Source organism: Polyangiaceae bacterium (assembly GCA_020633235.1).
Taxonomy (GTDB): domain Bacteria; phylum Myxococcota_A; class Polyangia; order Polyangiales; family Polyangiaceae; genus JACKEA01.
Genome location: JACKEA010000005.1, coordinates 233,429 through 246,316 on the forward strand (window position 1 = coordinate 233,429; position 12,888 = coordinate 246,316).

The 12,888-nt window shown below is 68.2% G+C and carries 8 protein-coding genes; 5 read left to right on the plus strand and 3 right to left on the minus strand.

Annotated elements, in window-relative coordinates:
- Positions 1-3,395 precede the first annotated feature (3,395 nt).
- The 5 genes from H6717_26905 to H6717_26925 all read left to right on the plus strand — a co-directional run bounded on the left by H6717_26905 (position 3,396) and on the right by H6717_26925 (position 8,541).
- Entirely contained in the window at positions 3,396-4,736 is a 1,341-nt protein-coding gene (locus H6717_26905) for a hypothetical protein (GenBank protein ID MCB9580689.1), read from the plus strand.
- Positions 4,733-5,494, plus strand: coding sequence for a hypothetical protein (locus tag H6717_26910; GenBank protein MCB9580690.1), 762 nt, complete (start codon positions 4,733-4,735; stop codon positions 5,492-5,494). Before H6717_26905 ends, H6717_26910 begins: the two co-directional genes overlap by 4 nt.
- A gap of 98 nt (positions 5,495-5,592) precedes the next feature.
- Positions 5,593-6,516 carry a fibro-slime domain-containing protein gene (locus tag H6717_26915; GenBank protein ID MCB9580691.1) on the plus strand — a complete coding sequence of 308 codons (924 nt, stop codon included), beginning with the start codon at positions 5,593-5,595 and terminating at the stop codon, positions 6,514-6,516.
- 39 nt (positions 6,517-6,555) lie between these two features.
- Positions 6,556-7,149 (plus strand): hypothetical protein, encoded by a 594-nt coding sequence (locus H6717_26920; GenBank protein MCB9580692.1) that lies wholly within the window; start codon positions 6,556-6,558, stop codon positions 7,147-7,149.
- 9 nt (positions 7,150-7,158) lie between these two features.
- Positions 7,159-8,541 carry a B12-binding domain-containing radical SAM protein gene (locus H6717_26925; protein ID MCB9580693.1) on the plus strand — a complete coding sequence of 461 codons (1,383 nt, stop codon included), beginning with the start codon at positions 7,159-7,161 and terminating at the stop codon, positions 8,539-8,541.
- On the opposite strand, the gene H6717_26930 is transcribed toward H6717_26925, so the two are convergent.
- The 3 genes from H6717_26930 to H6717_26940 all read right to left on the minus strand — a co-directional run bounded on the left by H6717_26930 (position 8,538) and on the right by H6717_26940 (position 12,873).
- Entirely contained in the window at positions 8,538-8,963 is a 426-nt protein-coding gene (locus tag H6717_26930) for a hypothetical protein (GenBank protein ID MCB9580694.1), read from the minus strand. The genes H6717_26925 and H6717_26930 overlap by 4 nt on opposite strands.
- Positions 8,964-9,031: 68 nt before the next feature.
- Entirely contained in the window at positions 9,032-10,450 is a 1,419-nt protein-coding gene (locus H6717_26935; GenBank protein ID MCB9580695.1) for an aldehyde dehydrogenase family protein, read from the minus strand.
- A gap of 41 nt (positions 10,451-10,491) precedes the next feature.
- Entirely contained in the window at positions 10,492-12,873 is a 2,382-nt protein-coding gene (locus H6717_26940) for a hypothetical protein (protein ID MCB9580696.1), read from the minus strand.
- Positions 12,874-12,888 lie beyond the last annotated feature (15 nt).

The window sequence follows — 12,888 nt, forward strand, 5'->3', positions numbered from 1 at the left end:
CGGTAACGCCGAACGATGCGACAACGCGTGGGCGGGGAAGGATCGGGAAGGCCATGCCCGGTCCTACGGTGTCGACGGAGCTCGGCTGCCGTACCCACGCTCGAAGTAATGCGATGTAATGCGGGCTACACCCAGCTCGCTCGTGCATGGCTTGGTTGGGCGCCCGGACGTGCCCGTCGGCACGTGCCCCGTGCCCGGCCGTAGCAACGCCACCTCCGTCGCGCCCGTCCGTTGTCCTGCGCCACGACGCGGACGATTGGCTGCCCGTCGTGCCCGTCGTGTCCGTCGTGCCCGTCGTGCGAGAGTCCCCAATTGGCGGCCTGTCGTGCTGGTCGGCGAGAGTCCGTTGTCCGGCCGTCGTTCGCGGACAATTGGCTGCCCGTCGCGCCCGTCGACATCGCGGACAATTGGCTGCCCGTCGCGCCCGTCGACATCGCGGACAATTGGCTGCCCGTCGCGCCCGTCGACATCGCGGACAATTGGCCGTCGTGCGTCGCCCGTCGCGGTCGGGCGCGCCTGCCCGCCGTTGTCGTTGCGGTCGGCGTGCCTACGGCTGCCCGTCGCGCCCGTCGACATCGCGGACAATTGGCTGCCCGTCGCGCCCGTCGACATCGCGGACAAGTGGCCGTCGTGCGTCGCCCGTCGCGGTCGGGCGCGCCTGCCCGCCGTTGTCGTTGCGGTCGGCGTGCCTACGGCTGCCCGTCGCGCCCGTCGTTGTCGCGGACAATTGGCCGTCGCGCGCCGCCCGTCGCGGTTGCTGTGCCTGCCCGCCGTTGTCGTTGCGGTCGGCGTGCCTACGGCTGCCCGTCGCGCCCGTCGACATCGCGGACAATTGGCTGCCCGTCGCGCCCGTCGACATCGCGGACCAATTGGCCGTCGTGCGTCGCCCGTCGCGGTCGGGCGCGCCTGCCCGCCGTTGTCGTTGCGGTCGGCGTGCCTGCCCGCCGTTGTCGCGGACAAACGGCTGCCGCGCGTCCGTTGGTGTGCCCGCCCGTCATGCCGTTGCTCGTCGGGACGTCGCGGACCAATTGGCCGTCGTGCGCCGCCCGTCACGGTGGGCGGCGAGTTCCATCGTCTGGCGGGCGCATTCGCGGACAATTGGCGGCCGCGAGCCCGTTCGCCCGCCCGCCCGCCCGTCGTGCCGTTGCCCGTCGGGATGTCGCGGACAATTGGCCGTCGCGCGCCGCCCGTCGCGGTTGCTGTGCCTGCCCGCCGTTGTCGTTGCGGTCGGCGTGCCTACGGCTGCCCGTCGCGCCCGTCGACATCGCGGACAATTGGCTGCCCGTCGCGCCCGTCGACATCGCTCACAATTGGCCGTCGCGCGCCGCCCGTCGCAGTTGCTGTGCCTGCCCGCCGTTGTCGTTGCGGTCGGCGTGCCTACGGCTGCCCGTCGCGCCCGTCGACATCGCGGACAATTGGCTGCCCGTCGCGCCCGTCGACATCGCGGACCAATTGGCCGTCGTGCGTCGCCCGTCGCGGTCGGGCGCGCCTGCCCGCCGTTGTCGTTGCGGTCGGCGTGCCTGCCCGCCGTTGTCGCGGACAAACGGCTGCCGCGCGTCCGTTGGTGTGCCCGCCCGTCATGCCGTTGCTCGTCGGGACGTCGCGGACCAATTGGCCGTCGTGCGCCGCCCGTCACGGTGGGCGGCGAGTCCCATCGTCTGGCGGGCGCATTCGCGGACAATTGGCGGCCGCGAGCCCGTTCGCCCGCCCGCCCGCCCGTCGTGCCGTTGCCCGTCGGGATGTCGCGGACAATTGGCCGTCGCGCGCCGCCCGTCGCGGTTGCTGTGCCTGCCCGCCGTTGTCGTTGCGGTCGGCGTGCCTGGCTGCCGTCGCGCCCGTCGCGGACAATTGGCCGTCGCGTGCCTACGGCTGCCCGTCGCGCCCGTCGTTGTCGCGGACAATTGGCCGTCGCGCGCCGCCCGTCGCGGTTGCTGTGCCTGCCCGCCGTTGTCGTTGCGGTCGGCGTGCCTACGGCTGCCCGTCGCGCCCGTCGTTGTCGCGGACAATTGGCCGTCGCGCCGCCCGTCGCGGTCGCCGTCGTTGCGGACAATTGGCCCCCCGTCGCGGTGGGCGGCGAGTTCCATCGTCCTGCCGTCACCGTCGGGGACACTCGGCTGCCGCGTGTCCTTTCGTGTGCCCGCCGTCGTGCCGTTGCCCGTCGGGATCTCGCGGACAATTGGCCGTCGTGCGTTGTCTGTCGCGGTGGGCGGCGGGTGTCCATCGTCCGGCGGTCATCGTCGCGGACAATTGGCCGTCGTGCGTCGCCCGTCGCGGTCGCCGTTGTCGCGGACAGCTGCCGCGCGTCCGTTACAGTGCCCGCCCATCGTGCTGTTGCCCGTCGAGATATCGCGGACAATCGGCCGTCGTGCGCCGCCCGTCGCGGACGCCGTCGTCGCGGACAGCTGCCGCGCGTCCGTTACAGTGCCCGCCCATCGTGCTGTTGCCCGTCGAGATATCGCGGACAATCGGCCGTCGTGCGCCGCCCGTCGCGGACGCCGTCGTCGCGGACAATTGGCCGCCGCGTGTCCGTTCGGCCGCCCGTCTTGGGCTGCCCGTCGGGTCGTCGCCGAGAAATGGCTGCCGCGCGCTGCCCGTCGGGGTAGCCGTCGTCGCGGACAATTGGCCGCCGCGTGTCCGTTCGGCCGCCCGTCTTGGGCTGCCCGTCGGGTCGTCGCCGAGAAATGGCTGCCGCGCGCTGCCCGTCGGGGTAGCCGTCGTCGCGGACAATTGGCCGCCGCGTGTCCGTTCGGCCGCCCGCCGTCATGCCGTTGCTCGTCGGGACGTCGCGGACAATTGGCCGTCGTGCGCTGCGTGTCGCGGTAGCCGTGCCTGTGCCTGCAGCGCTCCTCTATGCCCAAAGTGGAGCGCAGCCTACGTCAGAGGCGGAAAGCCTGCGCAAGGTGCGGTGCTGCGACAGTAACTGACGCAGCTTGGTGCTTCATTGTCAGCGATGGTTCCGCGGCGAAACAACATCCAAGCTCGACAGGCGCAGTAGAGGTGACAAAAAATGACTGCCCTTGGCTTGCGCTTGTCTTTTGGATGGCTAGGCTGCGGGGATGAAGATGGGGGTGGAGCTCCAGGCGTTTGATGTTGGTCGATTCCGTCGGCCTGGGCGGGGGACGCGTGCGGTACGTGGCGTGTGGGGTGCGCTCGGGACCGAAGTGGCGGGTGCCGTGGGCACTCCCGCACGAACGGGACCAGTGCCAGGAGCCGGGACCGGACCGAGCGCAATGCGCGGGGGTTTCACCTACGGTGCGGCAGTACTGACGTCGCGAGACCTCATTCGCGTCCGAGACAGAGCTCGGCCGAGGCTGGCGCCGCGGAGCAGTGCCTCGAGAGGCTCTGTAGCTGGAACGCCTGCCGCGAGAGGGACGGGTCGCGACTCCGACCCGGACGTGGGGCGTGGGCTTGCGGGGCGCATCCGGCGGCGCACCGAGCGCGATGTCACCCCGGAAGTCCCGTTGGAAAGGATCCGAGCCGCGGACGAGCGCCTGTTCGAGCTGGCCCTGGGCAACGGGCGCGACCGGTTGGAGCTCGGGACGCTGCTGAACGAGTTTGCGCGAAAGAGCTGGCATCATGAGCTCGGGTATTCGTCGATGGAGGCGTACGCGCTTCAGAATTGCGGGCGGAGCGCGCGCTGGGTGAGCGAGACGCGGACGTTGGCGCGGCGGCTTTCGGAGTTGCCGGCGCTGCGGCGGGCGTTGCTCGACGGACGCGTGGGCTGGTCGATGGCGGAGCTGGTCGCCCGGCATGCGTCGGCCGATACCGATGTTGCGCTGGCCGCGTTGGCTTCGCGATCGACGGTGCGCCAGCTGCGAAGCCTGTTTGCCGCCGTGTCGGAGCGGGCCGAGAGCGGACAGGTGCCGATGCCGGGGTTGAAGAGCGCGGGCCAAACGTCCGCGGACTCGGAGGTAGTTGCAGCAGGCCAAATGTCCGCGGGTCACGACTCGGCCGGCCTGGCGTCTTCAGAGGCTGACGCGGAGGCGGGTGCAGGAGGCCAAATGTCCGCGGACTCGGCTGGCCTGGCGTCCTCCGAGGGCGACGCGGAGGTAGTTGCAGCAGGCCAAATGTCCGCGGGTCACGACTCGGCCGGCCTGGCGTCTTCAGAGGCTGACGCGGAGGCGGGTGCAGGAGGCCAAATGTCCGCGGGTCCAAAGAGCGGCCAAGGCCAAACGTCCGCGGGTGGCCGCGTGGAGCCCGCGCCGAGCGACATCGTGGGCCAAATGTCCGCGCGCTTGCTGGCGGCCGCGGAGGCGGACGTGGAGTGCACGCTCAGGGTGACGCTGAGCACGAAGGACGCGCTGCTGTTCGCCTGGACGCATCGCTTCTTCGAGCACCTCGTGGGCTCGCGGCAGGGGTCGGACTTCTTTCTCGAGGCGATGCTCGCCGAGGCCGCGGAAGAGCTCACGCCGACGGACATCGACCGCCTCATTCCCATGGAGAAGGCCGCTGCGGGTCTGGACGCCAAGCGGCTCGCGTGGCTCGAGCAGCTCGCCGCGTGGCGCGAGGAGTCGGAGCGCCTGTGCGAGCACAACGTCCCCGCTCGTCAGGCGCTGGAGATCCCGGAGAACGTCTCGGAGGGCGACCTCCACGAGCGCATCGTGGCCCTCAACAAGAAGATGATCGCGCGCGAGGTCGCGCTGGGGAAGCGGCGCAGTCGTTTCAGCGCATGGACGGGTGGCTCCGCCTCGGCTACGCGAGTCTCGCGCAGTACGCGCGCGAACGTCTGGGCATGAGCGCGTCGTCGCTCAAGTCGAAGCTGACGCTCGCGCGCTGGCTGCACGCGCCGGTGAAAGAGGCGCTGCGCAGTGGGCGCGTCGGTCACGCTGCGGCGATGGCCATCTCGACGGTCGCGACCGCGGGCAGCGCCGAAGCATGGGTGGACCGCGCGCGCCGCCGCACCGTGAAGCACCTTCGAGAGGACGTGAACGCCGCGCGGATGCTGAACCAGAGCACGCCGCCGACGGACGAGCAGGTGCGACAGGTGCAGGCCATCGAGACGCGCATCCTTCAGGGTGACCACTCGGCCATGGAGGAGCCCAAAGGCCAAACGTCCGCGGGGGCGCCGATCCGCTTGAACCTACGGGTCAGCCGCGACATCTCCCGCGCGCTGCGTTGCTTCGAGCGCGTGATGGGTCCGCGCCTGGACGGCAGCACGATGCGCTTCTTGTGCAACAAGTTCTGGGATGCGTGGAAGCACATGTGCAACCACCACGAGAAGTGGTCGCACATCTACGCCCGCGATCGCTACGAATGCACGAGCCCGGTGTGCTCACGCCACGACATGACGCCCCATCATCTGCTGTTCCGCAGCAAAGGCGGCACGGACGACCCCTTCAACATGGCGGGCGACTGCCTCTGGTGCCACCTCGAAGGCATCCACGGCGGTCGCATCACCGTGACAGGAACCGCCGACGACATGACGTGGACCATCGGACGCAAGCATCCCCTGCGCGTCGAAGGGAGGGAGCTGATCACGCCCGACAGCAGCTAGTTCCATATTGATGTCGGTCCGCCGCGGAAACGTCCCTCGGCGCTGGCGGCAGGGTAGGCTACACTGGGTGCATGTGGGCGCGCACACAGTGGACGGCGATGGTGTTGCTGGCGCTGGCGACGGCCTGCGGCGGCGACGACGGCGAGACGGCGAAGGCCAAGGGCGCGGGGGGTGCTTCAGGAACTGGCGGCGGGGGAGGGACCGGCGGGATCTTGATGATCGACGGCGGTGGTAACAGCGACGGTGCCGCGGGCACAGGCGGTGGCTTGAGCTTCCCCATCGGTCCGGACGGCTATCCCGTGGGGTTCACCAAGACGGACGAAGGGGCTCGGAAGCTCGGCGACCCCTTTGACGGAACACCGCCAAAGCAGTCCAACTGCGGCTCCGTGCTCTTGGGCGTCGTGCGCGATTTCAAGGACGGTTCGAAGGGGGGGCACCCTGATTTCGAGACCTTCACCGGTGACGGCCTGAAGGGCATCGTCGAAGACACGCTGGGCTCGGACCAGAAGCCCGTCTATGCCTCGAACGGACCGACGATCTACACGACGGGCAAGACCGAGTTCGACCAGTGGTATCGGAACACGGACGGCATCAACAAGCCCTACCTCATCTTCTTCTTCTTGGTGCCGAACGGAGGCGTGTACACCTTCGAGAGCAACGCCTTCTTTCCGCTGGACGACGCAGGGTGGGGCAACGAGGGGCATCCCCACAACTTCCACTTCACGACCGAAGTGCACACCAAGTTCAAGTACAACGGCGGTGAGACTTTCCGCTTCCAGGGCGACGACGATCTGTGGGTGTTCATCAACGACAAGCTGGCGATCGACCTCGGCGGCCTGCACGCGAAGCAGACGCAGCAAATAGACTTGGACACGGCCGCGTCGAGCTTGGGGATTTCGCCCGGCAACGTGTACTCCTTGGCGCTGTTTCACGCTGAACGGCACACGGACGAGTCGAATTTCCGCATCGACACGAACCTGGAGTTCGTCGACTGTGGCACGACGGTGCCCGAGCCGCGCTGATGCGTTGACAGCCGGGTCTCGACGCAGTCTCGTGCAGACATGATCGACATCAAGACCTGCGTTGCCCTGGGTGCGCTCGCGCTGGCCGGTTGCGACGAGTCCGAGGCCCAGCCCGCGTCGAAGAAGACGGCCCCTGTGGCCGCGCCCACCGCTTCCGCGCCCGCACCAGCAAAAACCAACACGGCACCATCGAAGCCCCCGCGGCCGGCCAAGCTGGACACCGAGCTCACCGACGCACGCCGCGAGAAGATCGAGAAGGCGCATCCCGAGGCCAAGGGGTTCGTGCTGGCCAAGGACATGGAAGACAAGCTCAAGGCGCAGAAGAAGGTCGACGAGAAAGAAGCCGGCATTCGCGCCTTCGACGCCATGGCCAAGGGCAAGTGGGTCCTGTTCACGGGGCCCATGGTGGAGGCCAAGGACGATGGGTTCAGCATGGGGATCACCTACACGCCGCGCGCGGAGCACGATCCGATGGGGCTCAGTCGCCAGTTCTTCCTGGTGGCCATCTCCGACGTGAAAGGGTTCGACGCGGAAACGATGAAGAGCGGCACGCAGGTTGCTGTGCTCGCCAAGTACGATGGCAAGGCCAAGGCCGGGCCGGCGTTCGAGCTGGTGGCGGAAGACAACTGGTAGGAGCGTTCGTTGAGGCTCGAGCTGATTGCGCCGGCGAGTGAAGACTCGACCTTCCTGCCGAGGATGGGTCTAGGCATCCTGATGGCGCGGACTCCGCGGGACGTGGAGGTCAGCTACACGGACGAGGTGCTGTCGCCCTTCGACTTCACTCGCAGCGTGAAGGACGTGGATTTGGTGGGCATCAGCGTGGACAGCAAGACCGCGCGGCGGAGCTATCAGATCGCTCGAGCGTATCGCGAGCGGGGCGTCCCGGTGGTGCTGGGCGGGATCCACGTGAGCGCGTGTCCGGAGGAAGCGCTGGGTCACGCCGACAGCGTGGTCGTGGGCGAGGCCGACGTGATTTGGCCCCGCGTGATCGAGGACTTCCGGGCAGGGCGGCTGAAGCCGCTGTATCGGCCGGAGTTGCCGGACCTGGCCGACATGCCGGTGCCGCGCCGGGATCTGTTCACCAGCAAGCGCTACATCCCGTTCCAGACCGTGCAGACCATGCGCGGCTGCCCGTACCCCTGCGAGTTCTGCAGCGTGTCCACGGCCAACGGAAAGACGTTCCGCTTCCGCCCCGTGGATCACGTGATCGAGGAGCTCCGTGGGTTGGGCAAGCTGATCATGTTCTCCGACGACAACGTGATGATTCACCGCGAGTATTCCGCGGAGCTGTTCCGGCGCATGGCACCCTTGAAGAAGCACTGGATCGGCCAGTGCTCGTTGGCCACGGTACGCAAGATCGACAACGTGAAGCTCATGGCCGACAGTGGCTGCAAGGCCTTGTTCATCGGCTTCGAGAGCATCGACGACTCCACCTTGCGCCACACGGCGAAGCCGCAGAACCGTCCGGGCGAGTATCGCGAGGTGGTGAGCATGCTGCACGATCACGGCATCAGCGTGTGGGGCAGCTTCGTGTTCGGCTTCGACACCGACACGCCGGCGGTGTTCGACCGCACGGTGGACGAAGCCATCGCCATGAAGCTCACGCTGGCGAGCTTCGCTATCTTGACGCCTTACCCGGGAACCGCACTGTACCGGCGGCTACTCTCGGAGGGCCGCTTGACCCATCCGGAGTGGTGGCTCGGGGAGCATCACGACCGCGATTCGCCCTATTTCGAGCCCAAGCTCATGACTCGAGAGCAGCTCCACGAAGGCTGGGTGCGAGCATGGACACGGTTTTACCGACCGGCGTCCATCATGAAGCGCTTTCGCGCGGGGCGCGCGTCGAGTTGGATTCAGTCTCTCGGCTACCTGCCCTTGAACGCGATGCAGCTCCGCTTGGCGCACTCCAAGATCGCCGGGGGACGGTTGCGGCATCGAACGCCGAACGTGGATGCCGGTCCGGCGCCGGCGCCAACGGGGATCGGCATGGCGGCGCGGAACCTGGTGCGGCTGCGGCGGTTCTAGCGTTTGCAGACGCAGATCGCGGAGCTGAACTGCGAGGTGCCACAGTCCGCGGGCTGCCCGTGTCCGCAAGGGCCGGCGTTGTTGAAGACGCCGTCGCAGGTAGCGCCCGCCGCTTGGCAGATCTCGGTGCAGGTGGCCACGTGCGCGTTGTAGCGGAGGTCGCAGGACGTCGGTTGATCGTCGCAAACTGCGTCCACACCCTGGGCATTGCCAAACAGATCTTGGCAGCTCGCGGCGGTGGTTCCGCCCGTGCCTGCGGTTCCGCCCGTCGAGCCGCCGGCTCCCGAGGTCCCCGCGCTGCCTCCGGAGGCTCCGCCACCACCACCCGTCGCCGTGCCGCCGTCGTCCGTGAAGGCGAACTGGTCGTAGTCGTTGGTGCAGCCGACGACCACGAGAGAGAGCAGCAGCGCGAGACGAGTCACCTATGGAACATTGTGGCAAATCGAGTGGGCCCTTGCCAGTTCGCGGCGCCGGCCCAGGGGCCAGTGCGTCACAGCTGCAGGGACTTCGTCTCCAGAAACTCCTCCAGCCCCTGGTGGCCGAACTCGCGCCCCAGCCCCGACTGCTTGTAGCCGCCGAACGGAGCCAGCGGGTTGAAGCTGCCGCCGTTGATGTCGACCTGGCCGGTGCGGAGCCTGCGCGCGACGCGTTTCGCCCGCTCGGGATCCTTCGACCACACGGCGCCCGCGAGTCCGTACACGGTGTCGTTCGCGATGCGGACGGCGTCGTCCTCGCTGTCGTACGGAATGATGCACAGCACCGGGCCGAAGATCTCTTCCTGCGCGATGGTCATGTCGTTCTTCACGTCGGAGAACACGGTGGGCTTCACGAAGAACCCCTTGGGCTGATCCGCCGGCTGCTCCGCGCCCCCGGTGACCAAGGTCGCGCCTTCTGCGACGCCCTTCTGGATGTAGTCGCGCACGCGGGCGCGCTGCGCCGCGCTCACCAGGGGACCGAGACGACCGCTGCCTTCCACGGCGTTGCCCAGCGTGAACTTCTCCGCGGCGGTCTTGGCCAGCGCCGCCGCTTCCTGGAGCTTGTCCCGAGGCACCAACATGCGGGTCCAGGCCGAGCAGGTTTGGCCGGAGTTCAGGTAGCAGTTGTTGACGCCCGCTTTCACGGCCTTCTCGAAGTCCGCGTCGTCGAGGATCACGTTGGCGCTCTTGCCGCCGAGCTCCAGCGCCACGCGCTTCACGCCCTGGGAGGCGAGCTCCGCGACCCGCTTTCCGGCGCGCGTGGAGCCCGTGAAGCTCACCATGTCGACCTTGGGGTGCGACGCGATGGCCTCGCCCACGGTGGGGCCGTCGCCACTCACCAGGTTGAAGACGCCCGGCGGCAGCTTCGCCGCGTGGATGACCTCTGCCAGGATGAAGGCCGACAGCGGCGCTACCTCGCTCGGCTTGAGCACCACGGTGCAGCCCGCGGCAAGCGCCGGCGCGATCTTCGCTATCACCTGATGCAAGGGGTAGTTCCAGGGCGTGATGCAGCCCACGACACCCACGGCCTCGCGCACGATTTCCGAGTTTCCCACGGTCTCGCTGAACGAGAAGTCCCGAGCGATCTGCGCGAAGGACCGCAGCACCATGGTGGGCAGGCCCGCCTGGATCGCACCCGCCAGCTTGATGGGCATGCCCACCTCGGCGGCGATGGTCTTCGCCAGCTCCTCCTGACGCGCGCCGAGCCCATCGGCGATGCGCTCCAGGGCGGCTGCTCGCTCTTCCACCGGCGCCTCGCTCCAGGCCGGGAAGGCCTGTGCCGCCCGCTCCACCGCACGGTCAACGTCCGCGGCGGTGGCGGCGGGCACGTGCCCCATGACCTCTTCGGTCGAGGCGTTCACCACCTCGAAGTGCTCGTCGCCGCTGGCCTGGGTCCACTCTCCACCGACGTAGATCTGATCGAACTTTTGCATCGCCGCTGAGCTTTTGCGCCCAGCGGCGCCGCGTCAAGCCGTCAGCGGACCGTGGGGCACAGCTTGCCGCTACCAGCCCCGACGTTGTTTCCCGGGTGGCAGTCCGCGATGGTCCCTTCAGGGTCCGCGGCGACGTACACGTCCTTGCTGCCGTCGACCTCGCCGGTGCAGTGCACCACCGTGCAGTCTCCCGGCGCAAGCAGCGTGCCGGTCTCCACCTTGCACAAGAGCGTCTGCGCACCGCCCTCCGGCGGCAGCTGATAGAAGATGATCTCCGCGCCGTCCTGCACCGGGTTGGTGCCGCGGTTGCACACCTTGGCGCTCAGGTCCACGGTCTGGGTCTTGCCGCTGCACACCTCGGAGAGGTCGTCGAGCTCCACGGTGAGGTCCGCCAGTGCCAACTTGCCGAGCTCGCCTTGGGCGTTCTGTCGGAAATTGTTCATGCCCGGCTGCTGCCAGTTGTCGAGCACCTTGCTGCTCTGAACCACACGGGCGTCGTCCGTGACGTGGGTGATGCTGTAGGCGTGTTGGTTCCAGATCGGTCGGGACGACACCCAGCGGTCCTCCGGATCCCGAAGGATGGAGAAGCCGCCCTTGTGAACCCAAGGCCCCGAGGCTGGGAACAGCGGATCGGGGCTGGGGCAGGAGAGGCTCGACGCCGTGGTGCGCACGGCCACGATCTCCGTCGCGAAGTCACCGTCCACGTCGGCGATCACCGGCAGCTCGAAGCCCGTGCCGGTGGATGCCGGCGCGCTGAAGCGCACGGCCCCCGTCGGCCCGTCGAACACGCGGACGTAGCACTCGTCGCCGTACACCACCTCCGAGGTGCCGTCCCCGTCGAAGTCGAACACGCTCGAGCCCGTCACGCTCGACGAGAAGTCCTGCGACGGCTGCGCCCACAGGATGCCCGCCGGCAACGCGGAGTTGGGCTTCTTGCACTGCCCACCCGGCCGCGGGGTGGACGTGCAGTCCGGGTCGTACACCACGTAGAACTCGTTGGCCGCCGCGGCCAGCTCCACTTGGCCGTCGCCGTCGAAGTCGCTCGCGGTCGGGGGCCCGCCGTGGCCACCGAAGACCGACGTCTGGTGGTAGAGATCGATGGGGCCGAACACCACGTCGCCGCTGAGGGTTTGCACGCGGATGCTTCCGGTGGAGGACGGGTTGAAGCTCGTGCTCGCGGCGCTCACCACCACGATCTCCGGAAACGGATCCGTGGCGGGCTTGCCGTTGATGGCGGAGTAGTGACCTACGTCCACCACGGCGACCTGGCCGGGTTTCTGCCCGCTCTGCGTGAAGTAGCTCTCGAGCTGCCACGCCTTCGCCGAAGTGTCCCAGGCGTAGATCCCGTCGTACCGCACGAGCTCCGGCTTGCCGTCGAGGTCCACGTCGGCCACCACGTCGAACAGGCCCAGGTTGAGGTACGACGACGGCGGCGGCTGAGCATTCAGCAGGCAGCCATTGGCGTCGTACACCATGCCGTCGATGAGGATCTCCGGGACGCCATCGTCGTCCAGATCCCAGAGTCCCGGCCCGTAGTTCGCCAAGTTGTTCGCGAAGGTCACCGGCTGATTGCCGGGACAGGTGTGACCGAGCCACTTGCGAACCAACTTGGGCTGCGCCCCGCTGGTGTCGATGGAGAACGCGACTAGCTGCAGCGGATCGTTGGCGTTGGTGGTGTCGCCGACGCGATGCAGACCGACGAGCTCCGGGTGGCCGTTGGGCGAGCTGCCGACGTCGCCGTCCAAGTCGCCGATGGCCCAGTTGGCAGCGTAGCCCACGCGGTTGCCGTCGATGTCGGGGTCGTCGGGACCGCCGATGCGGAGCTGCTCCTGGCAGGTGCGTCCGTCGAATACCCGCAGCATGCCCTCGTGACTGGTGGTGCCGGTCTTGAACGTGGTCACCACGATGGACGGCTGGATCTTCTTAGCGTCCAGATCCAAGTTCAGATCCGCCACCATGGGAGCGGAGTAGATGTCGACGTACTCTGCGGTCGGGTCTCCCGCTGCCGGGCCGGTCCACTCGCATTGCACGATGGGCGCCACGCCCGGCGAGGGTGTCGACTTCTCGCACGTGGGGTCGTTCGTCTTGCTCGAAGGAATGCCGTACGGCACGCAGATTCCGTCGGTGTCGCAGTAGGAGTCGCCCGGGCAGTCGTCGTTCGTCGAGCAGGTGCCGAGGTTCGGGATGCACACCTGGTATTTGCACAACGTGCCCTTGGGGCAGTCGTTGGTGCTGCCGCAGCTGGTCGGCCCGTCGCTGCCCGAATCCATCAGGATCGAGCCGCCCGTGCCCGCGTCCGTCCCGCCGGTGCCCGCTTCCGTGCCGCCGCTGCCGCCGCCGGCGGGTGTCTTGCCGCCGTCGCTCGCGCTGCAGCTCGCGAAGATCCCAATTGCCAAGAAGATGGAGAAGTACTGCGCCCTCATTTGCGTGGCAGGGTA

Coding starts and splice junctions, on each gene's coding strand:
- H6717_26910 (MCB9580690.1), top strand. CDS start 4,733: ATGAGCGCGTCGTCGCTCAAGTCGAAGCTGACGCTCGCGCGCTGGCTG.
- H6717_26915 (MCB9580691.1), top strand. CDS start 5,593: ATGGTGTTGCTGGCGCTGGCGACGGCCTGCGGCGGCGACGACGGCGAG.
- H6717_26920 (MCB9580692.1), top strand. CDS start 6,556: ATGATCGACATCAAGACCTGCGTTGCCCTGGGTGCGCTCGCGCTGGCC.
- H6717_26935 (MCB9580695.1), bottom strand. CDS start 10,450: ATGCAAAAGTTCGATCAGATCTACGTCGGTGGAGAGTGGACCCAGGCC.
- H6717_26940 (MCB9580696.1), bottom strand. CDS start 12,873: ATGAGGGCGCAGTACTTCTCCATCTTCTTGGCAATTGGGATCTTCGCG.